The 18,321-nt window shown below is 67.9% G+C and carries 18 protein-coding genes; 8 read left to right on the top strand and 10 right to left on the bottom strand.

Features of this window, described 5'->3' with window-relative positions:
- Positions 1–10: 10 nt before the first annotated feature.
- The 4 genes from GC106_RS32775 to GC106_RS32760 form a co-directional block, all read right to left on the bottom strand.
- Positions 11–1,252, bottom strand: a complete 1,242-nt coding sequence (locus tag GC106_RS32775) for an MFS transporter (RefSeq protein ID WP_217281265.1) — start codon at positions 1,250–1,252, stop codon at positions 11–13.
- 869 nt (positions 1,253–2,121) lie between these two features.
- Entirely contained in the window at positions 2,122–2,520 is a 399-nt protein-coding gene (locus tag GC106_RS32770) for a type III secretion system chaperone family protein (RefSeq protein WP_173138612.1), read from the bottom strand.
- Positions 2,521–2,529: 9 nt separating this feature from the next.
- Positions 2,530–3,249, bottom strand: coding sequence for a fibronectin type III domain-containing protein (locus GC106_RS32765; RefSeq protein WP_173138610.1), 720 nt, complete (start codon positions 3,247–3,249; stop codon positions 2,530–2,532).
- Entirely contained in the window at positions 3,219–3,827 is a 609-nt protein-coding gene (locus GC106_RS32760; protein WP_173138608.1) for a hypothetical protein, read from the bottom strand. Before GC106_RS32760 ends, GC106_RS32765 begins: the two co-directional genes overlap by 31 nt.
- Before the next feature lie 100 nt (positions 3,828–3,927).
- Between GC106_RS32760 and GC106_RS32755 the strand changes: the two genes are divergently transcribed.
- The 3 genes from GC106_RS32755 to GC106_RS48225 all read left to right on the top strand — a co-directional run bounded on the left by GC106_RS32755 (position 3,928) and on the right by GC106_RS48225 (position 8,170).
- Complete coding sequence (locus tag GC106_RS32755; RefSeq protein WP_173138606.1) at positions 3,928–4,917, top strand: LacI family DNA-binding transcriptional regulator; 990 nt, start codon at positions 3,928–3,930, stop codon at positions 4,915–4,917.
- Between the two features lie 98 nt (positions 4,918–5,015).
- Positions 5,016–5,177: a hypothetical protein gene (locus tag GC106_RS32750; RefSeq protein WP_173138604.1), complete on the top strand. Its 162-nt coding sequence runs from the start codon at positions 5,016–5,018 to the stop codon at positions 5,175–5,177.
- Between the two features lie 17 nt (positions 5,178–5,194).
- Positions 5,195–8,170, top strand: a complete 2,976-nt coding sequence (locus GC106_RS48225; protein WP_246367406.1) for a glycoside hydrolase family 2 TIM barrel-domain containing protein — start codon at positions 5,195–5,197, stop codon at positions 8,168–8,170.
- Here the strand turns inward: GC106_RS48225 and GC106_RS32740 are convergent.
- Complete coding sequence (locus GC106_RS32740; protein WP_312873049.1) at positions 8,151–9,566, bottom strand: aminotransferase-like domain-containing protein; 1,416 nt, start codon at positions 9,564–9,566, stop codon at positions 8,151–8,153. The genes GC106_RS48225 and GC106_RS32740 overlap by 20 nt on opposite strands.
- A 61-nt stretch (positions 9,567–9,627) precedes the next feature.
- Here GC106_RS32740 and GC106_RS32735 point away from each other — a divergent pair, with 61 nt between their 5' ends.
- Positions 9,628–10,776 (top strand): trans-sulfuration enzyme family protein, encoded by a 1,149-nt coding sequence (locus GC106_RS32735; RefSeq protein ID WP_173138598.1) that lies wholly within the window; start codon positions 9,628–9,630, stop codon positions 10,774–10,776.
- Positions 10,777–10,808: 32 nt separating this feature from the next.
- Here GC106_RS32735 and GC106_RS32730 read toward each other — a convergent pair whose 3' ends face one another.
- The 3 genes from GC106_RS32730 to GC106_RS47145 form a co-directional block, all read right to left on the bottom strand.
- Complete coding sequence (locus GC106_RS32730) at positions 10,809–11,660, bottom strand: LLM class F420-dependent oxidoreductase (protein WP_173138596.1); 852 nt, start codon at positions 11,658–11,660, stop codon at positions 10,809–10,811.
- 43 nt (positions 11,661–11,703) lie between these two features.
- Positions 11,704–12,018 carry a hypothetical protein gene (locus GC106_RS32725; protein ID WP_173138594.1) on the bottom strand — a complete coding sequence of 105 codons (315 nt, stop codon included), beginning with the start codon at positions 12,016–12,018 and terminating at the stop codon, positions 11,704–11,706.
- A 151-nt stretch (positions 12,019–12,169) separates the two neighbouring features.
- Complete coding sequence (locus GC106_RS47145) at positions 12,170–12,430, bottom strand: LuxR C-terminal-related transcriptional regulator (RefSeq protein ID WP_217281264.1); 261 nt, start codon at positions 12,428–12,430, stop codon at positions 12,170–12,172.
- Between the two features lie 355 nt (positions 12,431–12,785).
- On the opposite strand from GC106_RS47145, the gene GC106_RS32715 reads away from it, so the two are divergent.
- Entirely contained in the window at positions 12,786–13,202 is a 417-nt protein-coding gene (locus tag GC106_RS32715; RefSeq protein WP_173138590.1) for a cupin domain-containing protein, read from the top strand.
- Between the two features lie 145 nt (positions 13,203–13,347).
- On the opposite strand, the gene aroQ is transcribed toward GC106_RS32715, so the two are convergent.
- Positions 13,348–13,926: a gamma subclass chorismate mutase AroQ gene (aroQ, locus tag GC106_RS32710; RefSeq protein ID WP_173138588.1), complete on the bottom strand. Its 579-nt coding sequence runs from the start codon at positions 13,924–13,926 to the stop codon at positions 13,348–13,350.
- Between the two features lie 48 nt (positions 13,927–13,974).
- Here aroQ and GC106_RS32705 point away from each other — a divergent pair, with 48 nt between their 5' ends.
- Together GC106_RS32705 and GC106_RS32700 are read left to right on the top strand one after the other, a co-directional pair.
- A complete protein-coding gene (locus GC106_RS32705; RefSeq protein WP_173138587.1) occupies positions 13,975–14,427 on the top strand; it encodes a DUF5134 domain-containing protein in 453 nt (150 codons plus the stop codon).
- Positions 14,428–14,445: 18 nt separating this feature from the next.
- Positions 14,446–15,414 carry a D-2-hydroxyacid dehydrogenase gene (locus tag GC106_RS32700; RefSeq protein WP_173138586.1) on the top strand — a complete coding sequence of 323 codons (969 nt, stop codon included), beginning with the start codon at positions 14,446–14,448 and terminating at the stop codon, positions 15,412–15,414.
- Here GC106_RS32700 and GC106_RS32695 read toward each other — a convergent pair.
- Positions 15,402–16,601, bottom strand: coding sequence for an MFS transporter (locus GC106_RS32695; protein ID WP_173138585.1), 1,200 nt, complete (start codon positions 16,599–16,601; stop codon positions 15,402–15,404). The two genes, GC106_RS32700 and GC106_RS32695, sit on opposite strands and share 13 nt — an antisense overlap.
- Positions 16,602–16,935: 334 nt before the next feature.
- Here GC106_RS32695 and GC106_RS32690 point away from each other — a divergent pair, with 334 nt between their 5' ends.
- A complete protein-coding gene (locus GC106_RS32690) occupies positions 16,936–18,312 on the top strand; it encodes an FAD-dependent oxidoreductase (protein WP_173138584.1) in 1,377 nt (458 codons plus the stop codon).
- Positions 18,313–18,321 lie beyond the last annotated feature (9 nt).

The raw sequence follows: 18,321 nt of genomic DNA, 5'->3' as shown, positions 1-18,321 counted from the left end.
GGACGATGATTCAGGCTGCGCGCAGTGGCCGCCAGGCCGCCACGCTGATCAGCACCATCACCCCCGCCGCGATCCAGTAGGGCGCCGTGATGCCGAGCGACTTCGCGAACAGCCCGCCGAGCAGCGACCCGATCGCCGCACCGCCGAAGTCCAGCAGGAGATGCACGCTGGTCACCCGGCCGAACAGGCCCTCAGGCACGGTCCGCTGGCGGATCGTCAGGACGATGCCGCCCCACACCATCGTGTGCACGCCGAAGACGACCAGTACTCCCGCCACGATCGGCCACCGCGTCGACGCTGCCAGGGTGAGGTGGGTGAGGATCTCGACGACCAGCCCCGCCCTCAGCAGCATCCTGGCCGGGATCTTGCGTTGCAGACCAGGTGCGGCCGCGGCTCCGGCCAGGCCGCCGATGGCGAACGTGGTGAGCAACAGCCCGTAACCCAGGTCGTCCAGGCCGAGCCGTTGCCTGACGTACAGAACGAACACCGCGAAGGCACCGCAGAACACCACGTTCGCTGCGCACATGGTGATCGCGAGAGTGCGAAGCACCCGGTGGTTCTTCAGCCACCGAACTCCTTCCACGATGTCCTTCCCCAGACTGGTGTGCGCCGGTTCCCGTTTCCCGGGCCCTGTGCTCAGCCTGGCCAGCAGGCCGGCCGCGAGCAGGAACGTCGCCGCGTCGAAGGCGAACGGCAGGGCCGTCGACGTGGCGAACAGCCAGGCACCCAAGGGTTTCGCGACGAACTGGTTGTTGATGGTGAAGGTGGCCATCAGTTTCGCGTTCGCCGCGGGCAGCTTGTCCGAAGGGACAACCGCGGGCAGCAGTGCGGCGGCGGCCGTGTCGGCCACGGTCTCCCCCAGCCCCAGCAGGAAAAACGTGGCGTAGACGATCGGGATCGTCACCACGCCGGTGGCGATCGCCGCGGCCAGCCCGGCGAGCGCCAGGCCTCTCACGACGTTGACCACCACGACGAGTCTGCGCCGGTCGACGCGGTCAACGTAGGCACCGCTGACCAAGGCGAACAACAGCCAGGGCAGCTGTTGCGCGAACACGGCTCCCGCCACCCAGACGGGATTCTGGGTCAGGTGAGCGACCAGCAGCGGCCCCGCCGCCATGGTCACCCCGTCACCGATGTTGGACACGGCCGACGCAGCCCACAGCTTGGGAAAGTCGAACCGTGCCGGAATACGGGCACGCAAAGGGAACTCCTCGAAGACGAAACGGGCATGGACGAATGACCGCTTCGACACGAGCGAGCTCACCCCGGCCGCCGACGCGACGCCCCAAGCCGACCGGGCGCCTCAGCCCCGACCCGGCACCCAACTCGGTCCGGTGCCCAGCCCAATTCGGCGCCTCACCTCAGCCCGGTGCCCAGCTCGACCCGGCACCCCAGCCCGACCCGGCACCCCAGCCCGACCCGGCACCCCAACTCGGTCCGGCACTCCAGCCCGACCCGGTGCCCCAGCCCGACCTGGCGCCTCCAGCCCGACCCGGCGCCCCAGATCGGCCCGGTGCCGAGCTCGCCCCGGTGCCTAACCGGGCCCCTGGCACCTCAACTCAGCCCGGCACCTCAACTCAGCCCGGTGCCTAGCTCAACCCGGCGTCCCAAATCAGCCCGGTGCCTAGCTCAACCCTGGCGGCCCAGCCCGGCCTGGTGCCCAGCCCCGACCCACTCAGCTCAACCCGGCGCACCGGGTGCTCGGCTGTCCGGGCATCGGCTGATCGCCGACGGCGTCCGCGGCCTCCGGCCCCCGGAATCCAGCGTAGCGACGGGCACCGACAACCCAGCCCGGCGGAAGATCACCTACGCCGAGTTGTCCACAACCGCCGGGTTATCCCCATCGCGCACCACCAAGCTCCTGTTGATCTTGCACCGCCGGTAGGCTGGAGCGGGGCCGTCCCCCCGGGAGTGGTGGGGGCTGTACTGGAGCGGCGAGAGTTGCACGGGGGCGGTGGAGCTGCACCAGGCGGTGGAGTTGCGCCGAGGCACAAAGCCGCACTGGGGAGTGCGAAACGCCTGTGAGTGCTCAGAACCCTCGTGTCGAAGCGGTGATCGTTCCGATGCCGTTGCGCACTTCGACTCCTCTCGCAGGTGACCGATGGCCCGCAGTATGGCCGATCAGTAGTCGTCGCCGCCAAAGAATTCCGATTCGAGTTCGTCCGCGGCGCCCGCGATCAACGTCAGTGGGTCGGTGAACTCGTTGATGTCCAGGTTCTCCAGTGGCAGCGAGTGCCTGAGCACGATGTGGTCGCCCATGATCGCCGCGCCGCCCGACACCGTCGTGTGGCCGATCGCCTCGAGCAGTGCGTGCAGGTCCACGTCGCGCGCCAGTCCGAGGGGCGTGGCGATCTGGACCCATTCGTATTTGCGGTCCAGTTCCTCGCGCGCCACGATCATCACCTGGGTGCGGTCGCTGTCCTCGTCGAAGGTGTACAGCAGCCGGATCTCGCCCGGCGTCTCCGCCACGATCTCGTATTCGGTCCGCACGTACTCGGCCAGTTCGTTCCACGTTGCCACGCGGGAACCTTACAGATTCCCGCCGGTGGTCAGGGCGGCGATGGTGGTCGGCTCGCCGAACCGGTACGGGCGCACCCGATATGTCGCTTTCTTCTCCGTCGGCTGGGTGACCAGTCCGTAGGTGTTCACGTTCGGGTCCACCATCGCCGCCAGGCTGAAGCCGGGTGCCCCGTCCGGTTTGATCTCCACCAGGAAGCCCTCTTCGTCCGTGGTGTGGTCGGTCCACGTGAGCTTGACGCCGTTGGGGTTCACCATCGTCACGGTGAAGTCCGTCGGCGCGCCGCGGGCGTCGCGGACCGACGCGTGCGCGGGCGGGCCGGGACGCGTCGACGGCAGCAACCACTCCTGGAATTCCTTGCTCTCCTCGAATTCGCCGGGCGGCAGGGTCAGCTCGACCGAAGGCGACGCGGTCCCGTAGTACGGCCGCACCCGGTAGAAGAACTTCGTCTGCGGGATCAGGTCCTCGTGCTTGTAGGTGGTCCGGCTCAGCGGGAGGAACTCCAGGATCGTGTACGGCCCGTTCTCCGCGTTGCTGTACTCGACCACCTGACCCGCCGCGGCCTTGTCCGCGACACGCCAGGAAAGTTCGGCGTCGACCGGTGTCGACAGGGTCGCGGTGAGGTTCGGGGCATCGCCCGTGGGACCGGCCGAGCAACCGGCCAGCACCACGAGCGACACCGCCGCTGCCAGGTGCCTGATCACCGTCGCCAGAACCTGATGTTGCTCCACGTGACCGAGATCGGCCCGGCACCGCTGTCGGTGCGGTAGGCGCCGAACTTGTCGTAGTGGCAACCACTCAGGCCCGCGTACTTGAGCCTCGACGAACCGTTGATGTAGATCCGGTGCTCCGAACCGGAGTGCACGGTGTTCACGGTCACCGACACACCGTTCGCGGCGGTGCCCGCCGGCGCGATGGTGGCTCCGCCGTTGCGCACGGAGTACAGCCTGCGGCTGCTGTCCACGGCGAGCATGAAGTCGGCGTCCGACGGCCCGAAGGTCTGCTTCAGGCTGATCCTGTTGCCGCTCATGCTGTTGATCCGGAACGTGCCCTGGAACTGGCGCACTCCGTCGCAGTAGGTGTCATAGCGGCGCTCGGCGCGCTGAACGCCGCTCGCGGACGAGCAGCTGAGGCTCATGGTCAGTCCGCTGACCGTGCCGCAGCCCTGTTGCTGGACCGAGTACCCAGGGCTGACCGACGTCCAGGGTCCGGTCTCGACCTGCGCGGTGGCCGCGGGGGCAGACAGCGCTAGGCTGCCAGCGCTGGCGAGCACGGCGGCGACAAGGGGGATTTTTCGTGCCACAGACATCCTCCGGTGCAGGGTTCCCAGAGGCGGCGGGAACCACAGCGTAAGGGCACCGATCCGCGCGAATCAAGAGCGGCATGGCGAGTGCTGCTAACGTCGGCGCATGACGGACCGGCCGCAGCCAGGCAAACGGATCACGATCCGCGATGTCGCCAAATCGGCCGGAGTGTCCTATCAGACGGTGTCGCGGGCGCTGAACGACAAGGGCGAGATCGACACGTCGACCAAGCAGCGCGTGCTGGACACCGCCCGGCGACTGGGCTACCGGCCGAGCCGGTTCGCCCGCGGTCTGGTGCGGCAGGACAGCACCTCCGTCGGGCTGGTCATCCCGAACCTGCTGAACCCGTACTTCACCGAGGTCGCCGCGGGTGCGCTGGCCGCCGCGCGGCGCCGGGACTGGCATGTCGTCGTCTACGACACCGCCGAGGACGAGGAGCAGGAACTGTCCACTCTGGCCGTGCTCGGCTCCCAGGTGGACGCCGTGGTCGGCTACTTCAGCCAGCCCGGCCCGGTGATCGACCAGTACACCAGCGGAATGCCGGTGGTCCAGATCGGACGTACGGACGTCGCCGGCCGGTTCGGCGAGATCCGGGTGGACGGTGAGCAAGGCGTGCACGCCGCGATCGCGCACCTGGCGGCGTCCGGCAGGCGCCGGATCGGCATGCTCGACCACGATCACCACGGCGAGGCCAGTGTCCGGTACTCGTGGTACGCCGACGCGATGCGGGAGCACGGCCTGCCGACGTTCGTCACGCCGGCCGCCCAGTCGATCGAGGGCGGGCAGCGGGCCATGGCCGCCATGCTCGAGAAGCACCCGGACCTGGACGCGATCTTCACGTACAACGACGTCATCGCGATCGGCGCGATGTTCCAGGCGCGGCTGCTCGGCCGCCGGGTGCCCGCCGACTTCGCGGTGATCGGCTTCGACGGGCTGGCCATCGGCACCATGGTCGAACCACCGCTGTCCAGCGTCCGGATCGACACCCGCCGGGTCGGCGCGATCGCCATCGACCAGGTCGGGCAGTTGCTCGACGGCGTCAAGCCGGAGGTGGCGACCGTCCGGGCCACGTTCCTGCTGCGCGGATCCGCCTGATCCTTGACATCAGGGCTCGACGCGTTTCAGACTCGCGCATGTGACCGTTCACGTGACCGGTCACGGAGCGGACGGAAACAGGGGCCAGAGGTGATCGAGTGCCGTGGACCGACGGGGATTCCTGCCCAGAGCAGGGGCGGCGCTGCGGCCCCGTGATGACCGGGACGGTGATTGGCGGTCGATTGGCGGTCATCCCGTTGCTGATCGTGTTCCTGTTCGGGCACGGCAAGTCGTCCGGAACGTCGCCGCGGGAGCGGTGAAGGGGTGAAAGGTGAGCATGTCCTACATCGACGACGTATCCCCGGGGTACGGCGCCCTGCCACCGCGTTCGGCCTTCGCCTCGGACGCGCCTTCCTTGAGCCTCAACGGGAACTGGCGCTTCCACCTCTCCCCCACCCCGGACGACGCGCCCGCGGGCGTCGAGCAGGACTCGTTCGACGATTCGGCGTGGTCCACAGTGGCCGTTCCGTCGAACTGGCAGATGCACGGCTTCGGCAAGCCCGCGTACACGAACGTGCAGTACCCGTTCCCGGTGGACCCGCCATACGTTCCGTCGGACAACCCGACCGGTGACTACCGGCTCACGTTCGATCTCCCGGCGTCCTGGCTCACGCAGCCCGCGGTCCTTCGGTTCGACGGCATCGACTCGTGCGGCCGCGTTTGGCTCAACGGCATTGAGTTGGGTGTCACGCGCGGAAGCCGCTTGCCTGTCGAGTTCGACGTCTCGCATGTGCTGCGTGTAGGCACCAATGTGCTCGCGGTCCGCGTACACCAGTGGTCTTCCGGGAGTTACCTGGAGGACCAGGACATGTGGTGGCTGTCCGGGATCTTCCGCGACGTCACGCTGCTCGCCAGACCGGTGGGCGGCATTGCGGACTTCTGGCTGCGCGCCGACTACGACCACACCACCGGCCAAGGCCAGATCCGGGTCTCTGTGGACGGACCCGCATGGCTTTCCGTACCGGAGTTGGGCATTCTCCGGGCATCGGTCGACTCGCCGATCGACGCGGGCGTCGTGGAGCCGTGGACAGCCGAAATCCCCCGGCTGTACGACGGTTACCTGGCCTCCGACCACGAGCGCGTGCCGGTGCGGATCGGCTTCCGCACAGTGACCATTGAGGACGGTCAGCTCAAGGTCAACGGCACACGCATCCTGCTGAAGGGCGTCAACCGGCACGAACACCACCCGTCCCTGGGCCGCGCTGTGCCGTACGAAACCGCGCTGGCCGACGTACTGCTGATGAAACAGCACAACATCAACGCCGTCCGCACCTCGCACTACCCGCCGCACCCGGCCTTCCTCGACCTGTGCGACGAGTACGGGCTGTGGGTGATCGACGAATGCGACCTGGAAACCCACGGCTTCACCGAGGTCGGCTGGGAACGCAACCCCAGCGACGACCCGCGGTGGGAAGCGGCGTACCTCGACCGCATGGCCCGCATGGTCGAACGGGACAAGAACCACCCGAGCATCATCATGTGGTCGCTCGGCAACGAAGCTCACACCGGCCGCAACCTCGCCGCCATGGCTTCGTGGACCCGTACCCGCGACCGGACCCGGCCCGTGCACTACGAAGGCGACGCCGCTTGCGAATACGTCGACGTATACAGCCGGATGTACGCCTCACACGCCGAGGTCGACGAGATCGGCCGTACGACTTCGATGCCGTTCATCCTGTGCGAGTACGCGCACGCCATGGGCAACGGGCCTGGTGGTTTGCTGGAGTACCGCGAACTGTTCGAGAAGTACCCGCGGTGCCAGGGTGGTTTCATCTGGGAATGGCTCGATCACGGCATTCGCCAGGTCGATGCCGCGGGTCGGCCTTACTTCGCCTACGGCGGTGACTTCGGGGAGACGATCCACGACGGCAGTTTTGTGATCGACGGCCTGCTGTTCCCCGACCGCACGCCTTCGCCCGGCCTGCACGAACTGAAGAAGATCTGCGAGCCGGTCCGCATCACGGCCTTGGCCGACACCGGCACTGTCCCCGCCGACGGTGTCGAGACCGGTGGCCAGCAGGCCGAACGCCTGCCTGATCAGGTCGGATTCCGGCGCTTCCCCGCGAACGCAGCCCCTACAAACCCAGCCCCCGCGAACGCTGCGCCCGCCAACGCAGCCCCCGCCCTTCCCGGGGGGCGCCCCGCATCCAGCGTATCGGGGATGGGGCGCGGGGGGAAGGGTTCGGGCGGGGCTGTGGACAGGGTGAAGGTTGTGGTGGCTAACCGTTACGACTTTTCCGGGCTGGAGCAGCTGAGGTTCGCGTGGCGGCTCGAGGACGAAGGCGCCGAGGTGGCGTCCGGCACGCTCACGACGCCGGAACTGAAGCCCGGCCGGGAAATGGTGCTCGATCTGCCGGAACTTCCTGAAACGACCGGCGAATCCTGGGTCACGGTGACCGCGTCGCTCGCCGAGGACACGGCCTGGGCCCACAAGAATCACCCGGTCGCGTGGGGACAACTCAAAGTCCGAGAAGCCTCCCAGCGCCGCGAAACCAAGCCGCCCCGGGAGGTGCCGCGGCACATCGGCGGAATCCCGATCACAGCACCGAAACTCGATCTCTGGCGGGCGCCGACCGAGAACGACCGTCCGTCGGACGAGGCCGAGTGGCGCAAAGCCGGGTTGCATCGGTTGCAGCACCGCGTGATCAGCGCCGAAGGCGGCTTGCTGAAAACCCGGGTGGCACCGCCCGCGAGAGCCTTCGGCATGTTCGTCACCTACGAGTGGACCGGCGACGACGACGTCCTGCATCTCAAGGTGGACATCGAACCAGACGGCGAATGGCCGTGCACACTACCCAGGCTCGGCCTCCGGATGGCCCTGCCTCAGGAATACGGGAACGTCGAATGGTTCGGCAAAGGCCCGGACGAGGCCTACGCGGACAGCAGGCAGGCAGCCGTGGCCGGCCGGTTCAAGTACACAGTGGACGAGATGCAGACGCCGTACGTCTTCCCGCAGGAGAACGGCAACCGGACTGAAGTCAGATGGGCCGAGATCACCGACGGCACCGGCCGGGGCATCAGGATCGACGGCGTGCCGACGTTCGAGTTCACGGCCAGGCGGTGGACATCCGAAGACCTGGACGCCGCCACACACACCACCGATCTGGAACCGAGCGAGTGGGTCCACCTGAACCTGGACATCGCGCAGAACGGTCTCGGCACCGCGTCATGCGGGCCCGGCGTGCTCCCGCAGTACCAACTGCACGCGCACAAGGCCAGCATCGAGCTGACGTTCACACGACTAGGGTCGTGAGCGAGGCCGAAGCCGTGCCGGGAACGTACTCGCGCCATGCCTTCGCGAGTTGCACCACGGCCGTGGCGAGGACGGGAGCCGTCTCCAGGAAAGGGATGCGCAGATACTGAGTGCTGGCCCCGGTGGCGTCCAACGACCCGCCGGGCAGCACCGCCACCCCGTGCCGAAGCGCCAACTGGGCGTAGGAAATCGCGTCCCCGTAAGGAAGTTTGACCCACAGGCTCTGGCCACCCGATGCCGGAGTGAACTCCCATTCGGGCAGGTGCTCCCGCAGTGACGTGCACAACTGAGCGTGTTGCGCCCGCAATGCCGACGATCGCGCAGCGCGCAGAGACTCCAAAGAAGACACCAGGGACACCGCGGCGACCTGCCCGATGTAGTTGCTGCCAAGGTCGTGCACGGCCTTGAGCCGGGCGAGTCGCATGATCACCGACTCGGACGCACGGACCCAGCCGATCCGCAATCCGCCCCAGATGACCTTGCTCAGCGAGCCGATCGTCACCGCCGGGCCATAGGCCGCGATCGGCAGCGGCAGGTCACCGTCGAAGCTCAGATCGGCCAGCACTTCGTCCTCGATCAGCCGGACACCCCGGTCCACCGCCTCCCCGGCGAGGCGTTGACGCGTCAATGGCGACATGACCGAGCCGGTCGGGTTGTGGTGCGTCGGGATCACGTACACAGCCGCCGGTCGTTCCCGCATCGCGTGGCTCAACGCGTCGGCGTCACCGTGCGGCACGGGCACGAAGTCCGCTGTGGACTCGCGGAACGCTTCGAGGGCGCCGGGATACGTCGGCCGCTCGACCACCACCTTGTCACCGGGTGAGACGAAGAGCCTGGCCAGCAACGCCAACGCTTGCTGAGCACCGGTGGTGACCAGGATCTGCCCGGGGCCGGTGGGCAGGCCGCGTGCGGTGAACCGGCCGGCGATCGCGCAGCGCAGTTCGGAGTAGCCGAGCGGGTGGTAGCCGATGTCGTCGGTGACCTCGACCGACAGGGCCTTGGTGTACGCCTCGGTCACCGCGGCCGGCATCACGTTCGGCGCCGCGCACGTCAACTGGACGATCTTGTCCAGGGGCTCCAGCAAATGCATGAACAACGGGTTCGCGGCGTCCGCCGGACGGTCGGGGCGCAGCGCCGCCGGGGCGACCTTCGTCCCGCTGCCCTGCCTCCGGACGATCTTCCCTTCCTGCGTCAGCAGGTCGTACGCGGACACAACGGTCGTGCGGCCGACCGCCAGTGCCGCGGCCAGCGTGCGATCGGGCGGCAGCGGCGAGCCGGGTGGCAGCTCGCCGTCGTCGATCAGGCGCCGGATCCGCCCGGCGAGCAGCAGGTACAGCGGGCCACGGCCGGCCGACCAACGGCCGAGCCGGGTCACCAGGTCATCCGGCGTCGTCACCAAACCAATTCTGCCAGATTGGCTCTGCCATAGGTCCAATTTCTCGGACAGACTCGTGATCATGCACCGAGAGACCCGCGCGGCCCGAATCGTCGCCCCCAGCCCAGGTCAGCCCATGGCCGTACCGCTCTACCAGACGGCCAACTTCGTGTTCGACGGCCCGCAGCAGGTCGCGGAGGCGATGACAACGCCTGGCCAGTTCGTCTACAGCGGGTACAGCAACCCGACCAACCGCGCGCTCGAAGAAGCCATGGCCGAGTTGGAGGGCGGAGTGAACGCGCTGGTCACGGCGTCCGGAACCGGTGCGATCAACGCCGTGCTGCACGCGACCCTGCGGCATGGAGACCACGTAATCGCACAGAAAGCGCTGTACGGCGGTACCGTCGCGGTCTTCAACGACCTGATCGAACGATGCAACGTAGCGGTCACTTATATCGAGGGGGTCGACTCCGCCGAGGTCACCGCCGCGATCCGGCCCACGACCAAGCTGCTGTACCTGGAGACCATCGCCAACCCGATCGGTCACGTGCCTGATCTGCCCGCACTGGCCGCCGAGGCCAGGCGGCACGGCGTGGTCACGGTCGTCGACAACACGTTCGCCACACCCCTGTTGTGCCGTCCGATCGAGCACGGCGCCGACGTCGTGGTCCACTCGGCGACCAAATACCTGGGCGGGCACCACGACGTCGTCGGTGGTGTGGCCGTTTTCGCGAACGACGACCTCCACCTGCGCGCCTGGCAGCACGCGGTCAAGCTCGGGGTGATCGCCGATCCGTTCGCCGCGTGGCTGATCATCCGGGGCCTGAAGACGTTGCCGCTCAGGCTGAGCAGGCAATGCTCGACCGCGGGACTGCTGGCCGAACGGATGGCCGCGCACCCGGCGGTGTCCGCCGTGCACTTCCCTGGCCTGCCGTCCCATCCGAGTCATGACCGGGCGACGAAGCTGCTGAGCGGTTACGGTGCCACCTTCGCCATGGAAATCCCCTTCGCACAGCGGTTCATGGGCGACCTGGCCCTGATCCTGAACGCTCCTTCCCTGGGCGGTACGGAAACCATCGTGATGCATCCGGCGACCACGTCACACCGGCATCTGGACGCCGAAGCCCTCCAGCAGGCCGGGGTCAGCCAGGACATGGTCCGCATCGCCGTGGGTGTCGAGCACCCGGAGGACCTCTGGGACGACATCGACCAGGCACTTGACCGCTCGTGAGTGTTTATCGGGGTTAGAACCCGGACAAACACTCACGAGGGGTGGAGGGCCAGCCGCTCGCCGAGGCGGCCGATCCACGACTCCACGGCGGGCGCGTCCCGGTCGGGCAGGCCGAACACCACTTCGGTCACGCCGATGGAAGCCAGGTGCGCCACCCTGTCCGGGTCCGGCCGCCCGCCCAGCGCGACGACCTGCGGAGTACCGTGCCGCCCGGCGTCACGCCACATCTTGCGCAGCAGGACGACCTGGTCGGTGATGTCCACCTCATAGGGCGTGGTGATCCAGCCGTCGGCCGAGCGCACGATCCAGCGGAAGGTCTTCTCGGTGCCACCCGCCCCGATCAGCACCGGAATCCGCGACTGGACGGGTTTCGGCCACGCCCAGCTGGGCCCGAAGGACACGAACTCACCCGCGTAGCTCGCCTCCTCGTCCGTCCACAGTGCACGCATCGCTTCGAGGTACTCGCGCAGCACGGTCCGGCGTTTCCCGCCGGGGACACCGTGATCGGACAGTTCGTCCACGTTCCAGCCGAACCCGGCGCCCAGCGTGACCCGGCCACCGGACAGATGATCAAGGCTGGCGACGGTTTTGGCCAGCGTGATCGGATCGCTCTCCACCGGCAGCGCCACAGCCGTGGCGAGCCTGATGCGTGTGGTGACCGATGCGGCCGTCGCGAGCGCCACCCAGGGATCGAGGGTGCGCATGTACCGGTCGTCGGGCAGCGACGAGTCACCGGTGTGCGGATGCGGCGACTCCCGTTTGATCGGGATGTGCGTGTGCTCCGGCACGTAGAAGGAGTCGAGACCGGCCCGCTCGGCGGCAGCCGCCGCCGCCGCGGGCGCGATGCCACGGTCACTGGTGAACAGGACTATTCCGTACCGCACACCAGCACAGTATTAGAACACGTTTCAGTTTTGCAATGATCCGTCAGATCTCGTCCCGCGCGGGGTCGTGGTACTGGCCGAAGAACGCCGACTCGTCCAGTACCCGCAACCTCCCGCGACCGAAGACGAGAAACCCGGCCGGCCGCAGCTCGTGCTCGCCTTCGTGATCATCCAGCACGCCCACCGGGCCACCCGAGCCGTCCCTGATGACGAAGTCGACGTCCGGAGGGACAAGACCCTGCTCCCGCAACCGGTCCACCCAGGCGTCGATCTCCGGCAACACAGCCGGATCGGTGTAGCACGCGGCCCGGACGGGCGTCGGCCACGGCTGGTAGATCCTGATCACTCGACTGCGCATGTCCGCCCATCCCCGTCGGCTCGCGAGCACCCATCACCGACGAAGAACCTACCACAGACTCGAACACGTGTTCGAACGGACGATCAGCTGGCGACTCGGACAGCGACTCGTTGACAGCGACTTTCAGACAGTGAGTCTCAGACGGCGACTCTCAGACGGCGACGGACTTCGGATGCTCGTCGGCGCGTGCGCCGGCGAGCAGGCCCAGCCGCTCGGCCGCGGCACCGGCCTGGAAGCGGTTGTCCGCCTGAAGCATCTGGTACAGGCTGGAGATCCGGCGCGCCAAAGTGCGTGGCGCCAGCGACATCCGGCGGGCGATCGCGGTGTCCGGCAGGCCGGTGGCCAGCAGTCGCAGCAGTTCCCGCTGCTCCCGGTCGAGGACGACAACGCGTGGACTGGTAGAGGGCTTCATTCGGTACAGCTCCCGATACGGCGGCGGTAGGAAAGCCCGGTGTGATGCCAGCGCCGACACCACACCAGGCACTGCCTCAACGCCGCCCGGTGCCGAAGGGGGTATCGGCACCGGGCGATGAACGGACATGAGCCCTGCCCTCATGTCCGTTCGTGAAGCATTCGAGGCTGTCGCACCCCATCGCAGCGCGACAAGAACGACGCTACACCGGAAAAGGCGGCCGGAGAGGCGTTCGGCCTGGGGTTTTCGCGCAGTGTGTGATGGCCATTCGGGCATTCGGCCAGTACGACCATCGACAGTGGACAGTCCATGATGACGCACCCGGCAGAATGGCCCCGACGAGAGGAGACAACCCATGCGTACGACCGCATTCGCCGGCGTGGTCCTCAGCACACTCGCCCTGGCCGCCACGGCAGCCGAGGCCACCCCGTCCAGCGGAGTCACCGGAACCATCATCAGCAAGACCACGTTCGGTGGCAAGGACTACATCCTCAGGGAGATCACCCTGCAGGCCGGCGGGACCACCGGATGGCACTTCCACCAGGGCACGCTCTACGCCTACGTACGCAACGGAACACTGACCCACAACGAATCCGACTGCTCGATCGACGGGATCTACCAGAAGGGCGCAGCCTTCACCGAACCGCCGAACCAGGTGCACGTCGGCCGTAACCTCGGCACCACGCCTGTGGTACTCGAAGTCCTGTACGTCCTGCCCAAGGACGCACCATTGTCGGACGACGCGCCGAACCCCGGCTGCGATTTCCAGTGAACCACCGGTAAACGCCCGGGCAGGCCGCGTCGATGGCGCGAACGGGGGAAGAACACCGAATGTGCCCGATTTTCCCTTCGCGGTCTGCCCTCTTGATCAGACATTCCTGTCAGACGCGATCGGCCACCGGCGTGCCTGTGCGGCTTCAGGACTGGCAGATCGGGCGCATGGACACGGCGACCGCGCGCCGATGCAGTTTGTCCAGGCGGTGAACGATGTCGGCGGACGTCTCGGCTTCGACGCGCCAGATCCCGCACACCACGTTGGGGCGGCGCAACTGCAGGGTGGCGTGCAGCTCCCGGAGCAGCTCCATGGTCAGTTCGTCCAGTCGTGGCCGGACTTCGGTGGCGAGGTCGGGCTTGCGGACCGGCCGCTGCCCGGGGTGCCGTTCCCACCGGCTGAACAGTCCACGTTGGACCACCTTGCTCGCCTCGATCTGCGCGCGGAAGAACCGGACGCTGGGCTCCGGCGGCATGCCCAGCCGGACCGACTCCGCCGTCACGGTGTCCAGGATCTTCTGCTCTCTGACCGGGTCGTCGATCGGCTGACCAGTGCCGTACTTCGCGGCCGCCACGAAATCACCGAGCAGGACGCGGCGAACCACCAGTTCCGCGAGCGGGCCGAACGGGCCCACTGGTGCGATCGCGGGCGCGGCGACCGCCTTTCCCGCCCCGCCGAACGTCACCGCTGTCATCGCCGCGATGACCAGAAACCGGATCCGCATGCGTCCACGGTACTCGCCCGCTCAGTTTTGGCCTCCTGTCCGGTCTGTATGGATGTGCTGTCATTCACCTGGCCACTGACTGGTCTGTTCCTCGCGACCGGCGTGTGGTTCACCCTCGCCTGCGCCCGGGCGTCCGGTGCCGCCCGCGTCACGTGCGGCACCCATTCGGTGATGAGCCTGGCGATGATCGCCATGGTCTGGGGGTTGCCGTTGCCCGATTGGCTTCAGGTCGGGGTTTTCACGGCCATCACCGTGTGGTTCGCCGGGCTGGCCACCGTGCCGCATCGCTCGGACGGGTTACGGGCGGTGCACCACGCCTTCATGGGAGCGGGCATGGTCTGGATGGTCTGCGCGATGTCGGTGCCTGGCGGGCATTCGGTCATGGTCGTGCTCGCCGCGTATTTCCTCGTCGCGACCATCCCACTGTTTGGGAAGACGATCGACGCCGTGGGCCACGCGGCGATGAGCGTGGGCACGGGCCTGCTGTTGCTGGCCATGTGAGCAGGAATAATGCGGCGCATGAGCTTCACCTTGGTGTTCGTGCCACCGCATCAGGACGAGACCGCGACCTGGCCGCAGCGACTCGCCGAAGCCGTGCCCGGCCTTCGCGTGCTGCGGCCGGACACCGCGGAGGAAGCGGCCGCGGCGTTGCACGAGGCCGACGCGGCGTACGGCGCGCTGCCCGAGGAGCTGCTGGCACACGCTGACCGGCTGCGTTGGTTGCAGGCACCCCAGGCCGGGCCGCCCGCCGGCTTCTACCACCCCAAGCTGATCGAACACCCCGCTGTCGTCACGAACATGCGCGACACGTACACCGACCACGTCGCCACTCACACCATGGCGCTTGTCCTGGCCTTGGCCCGTGGGTTGCCGCGGTACGTCCGTGAGCAGGCCCGGTCGAACTGGGCGCCGGACTGGAATCCCGATTCGGTGCTCGCCCTGGCCGAGTCGACCGCGTTGATCGTCGGTGTCGGGGCGATCGGCAAGGCGGCCGGCCGGATGCTCGCGGCGTTCGGCACCCGCGTCATCGGCGTCGACGCGCGGCGGACCGGACCGGTGGACGGGTTCGCCGAAGTCCTGCCTGCCGAGAACCTGGACGACGAACTGGGCAAGGCCGACCTGGTGATCATCACGGTCCCGCACACGCCCGAGACCGAAGGCATGTTCGACGCCGAGCGCCTGGCGAGGTTCCGGACCGGCGCCCGGCTGGTCAACGTCGGCCGTGGCCCGACACTGCGGCTGGACGCGCTCACCGAGGCGCTGGCGGCGGGCAGACTGGCCGGTGCCGCGCTGGACGTCTTCGAGACCGAGCCGCTGCCCGCGGATCATCCACTCTGGACACGTCCGGACGTGCTGATCACCCCGCACGTGGCAGGCGCGGGCCCGCACGCCGAAGAGCGCAGGTTCGCGGTGCTGGCGGAGAACGTCAAGCGGTTCGCCGCGGGCGACCGGTTGATCAACGTGGTGGACAAGGCTCACTGGCACTGACGCTGACCGACGCGGCCAGGCCGGCTCGCGGTCCGCTGCCGGGGCACCGCACCAGCCCGCACGACACCAGGCCGTACGGCCGCCAGCCCGGCACCGGCTTGTCCACACAGGACAATCAGGATCATCACCAGTGAGACCGCCCACGACCGCGTGACAGCGTGGACCAGTCCGCAAGCGAGCGCGCCGACACCGGCGATGAAATAACCCCCGCCCTGCACCATCGCCGACAACGCCGTTGTGACGTCCGCTCTGCCACCCGCACGCCGAGGAATGCTCGTCAGCGCCAGGGCGACGCCACCCATGCCGACGCCGAGCCCGCTCGCCCATAACCACGGCATCACGGTCGGCGCCACCAGCAATCCCACGACACCGACCATGCTCGGCACCACGAGAACCGCCAGCAACACGGGCTGTTGACGTCGCCGATGCAGCCACCACGGAACCAGCCACATCATTGGCAGCCCGATGACCATCGACAGGCTCAGGCACGCCCCGGCGACGTCCGCGGGCACCCCCGCGTCCCGAAGAATCGCCGGTAACCAGCCCATCACCAGGAACGTCACGGTCGACACAAGTCCAAAGTAGACGGTCAAGCCCCAGGCCGGGCCGGACCGCGCCACCGGCAGCGGGCTGACCACGCCGTGCCCAGGACGGACTCCCTCCAGACGACGGGTGAACGGCAAGGCGGCGGCCGCCAGCACCGCCCAGCCCGCCAAACCCAACCGCCACGAGGAATGCGCGACGATCCACGGCGTGATCAGCGCGCCGGCGGTGCTGCCACAGCCAAGCGACAGCGTGTAGCAAACGCTGGAAGCCGTGGACTTCGCACCGACGAGCAACGGCAGCATGGTCGCGATCAACGCGATCGCCACGCACACCAACACAGTGCCGGCGATGAGCACTCCCGGCCCGTCGGCGACGCGCACCACCTGCGCCAGCGCCAGCAGGACCAACGCCACCCGCACTGTCCTTTGTGTCCCAAGCAGGGCCTGCAGCCGCGGCGCCAGCAACGCGCCAGTTCCACACACCCACAACGGAAGCGCGACCAGTACGGCCGCGACCGCGCCATTCACCCCCGGCGCGGTCGCGACGTCCGGCAGCGCCGAACCGAGGCTCGTCACCGCCGGCCGGAGGTTGAGTCCCACCAGGAACACCACCGCGGCGGGCAAGACCGGGCCCCAGATCATCTCTCCCCTTCCACCGACCGCAGACCCTAGCACGGGTTCGAACTGATGTTCGATTCAGGCAGGATCTTTGTGGTACAGCGGGAGAGAAGGGATGATCGGCCGCTACGAAGGGTCGCTCAACGCGGCACGCGCAGTCAGAATCTCGCCGTCATCAACCTCGGCCAGGCCTCGACCTCGTGAGTGTTTATCAGTGTTCTAACCCTGATAAACACTCACGAGAGGAGGTCACGGGCGGCTGGTCGAACGGCGGCGCCACGCACCCGTTCAGTGGATGGACTCCCGCGAACAACCATCACTTGAATGACATGACAAAAGCCGACGAGGGGATTGCTGGATGAACCTGTCTCGCAAGCAATTGCTGAAGGCCATGGCGGGCGCGGGTGCCGCGGCGGTGGTCGGCCCGTTGCCCGCGAACGCCTCCGGCAGCCGGGTCATCGAACGCGACGTCTGCGTCCTCGGTGGCGGAGCATCCGGCAGCTACGCCGCGGTCCGGCTACGTGACCTGGGCCGTTCGGTCGTCCTGGTCGAACGCAAGGACAGGCTCGGCGGGCACACCGAGACGTTCCACGACCCGGTCAGCGGCGGCACCGCTGACATCGGTGTGGTGGCGTGGTACGACTTCCCGGTCGTCCGGGACCTCTTCGGCCGGTTCGACGTGCCGTTACGGACCCCTCCCGCCGCCGTCGGCACGATCAGGTTCGCCGATTTCCGCACCGGACAGGTCGTCGACAACTACCTGATGCCACCGGTCGGCAGGATGGCGGAGTATGCCGAGGTGCTGGAGCAGTACCCGTATCTGGACGACGGGATGGACCTGCCCGATCCGGTTCCGCACGAACTCCTGGCGCCGTTCAGGGACGTCATGGTCAAGCACGGGCTCAGCGACATGGCCCCGTTCCTCGCGCTGCACAGCCAGGGCCGAGGCGACCTGTTCGACCAGCCGGCCATCTACATGATGAAGTACCTCAACCTTCCCTCCGTCCGGGCCACGCTGACCGGCACCGCACTGACCACCAGCCGCCGGGACAACAGCGAGCTCTACGAGAAGATCACCACGCACCTGGGCGGCGACGTCCTGCTCGACGCCCGGCTCACCGCCGTGCAGCGCGACGGCGCCGGGGTACGGGTTCAGGCCGGCACTCCGCAAGGGCCGCGCACGATCCGGGCACGCAAGCTGGTCGTGACTGTGCCGCCGCTGCTGGGCAACCTGGCTCCGTTCGACCTGGACAGCACGGAACGCGCGGTGTTCAGCCGGTGGCGTCCGGGCGGCTACTACACCAGCGTGCTGCGGCTGCCAGGCGTTCCGCAGGTCCCCATCCAGAACATCAGCGCGGACACCGCCCGCTTCCACATGCCGTCCATGCCAGGGATCTACATCCTCGCTCCCACCGGCATCCCGGACATCTTCATCGCGTACTACGGCAGCGCCCAGCCGCTTCCCGACGCGCACGTGCGGGCCGACATTGTCGCCGCGCTCGACAGGTTGCAGAACACCGGCGTCATCCCAGCCACCCGGCCGCGCTTCGAGATGTTCTCCAGTCACGCGCCCTTCCTGATCAGCGTCAGCGCCCGTGACATCGCGAACGGCTTCTACCGCAGGCTCAACGCCCTGCAAGGCCACAACAGCACGTTCTACTCCGGGGCGGCGTTCCACACGAACGACTCGACACTGCTGTGGCGGTTCACCGAAAGGCTGCTGCCGAGGATCTAGGTTCCGGTC

Origin of the sequence: Kibdelosporangium persicum, assembly GCF_013280595.1 — a bacterium.
Classification (GTDB): Bacteria; Actinomycetota; Actinomycetes; order Mycobacteriales; family Pseudonocardiaceae; genus Kibdelosporangium; species Kibdelosporangium persicum.
Note: the sequence above shows the minus strand (reverse complement) of the source record. Positions and strands in the feature narration are given on the sequence as shown.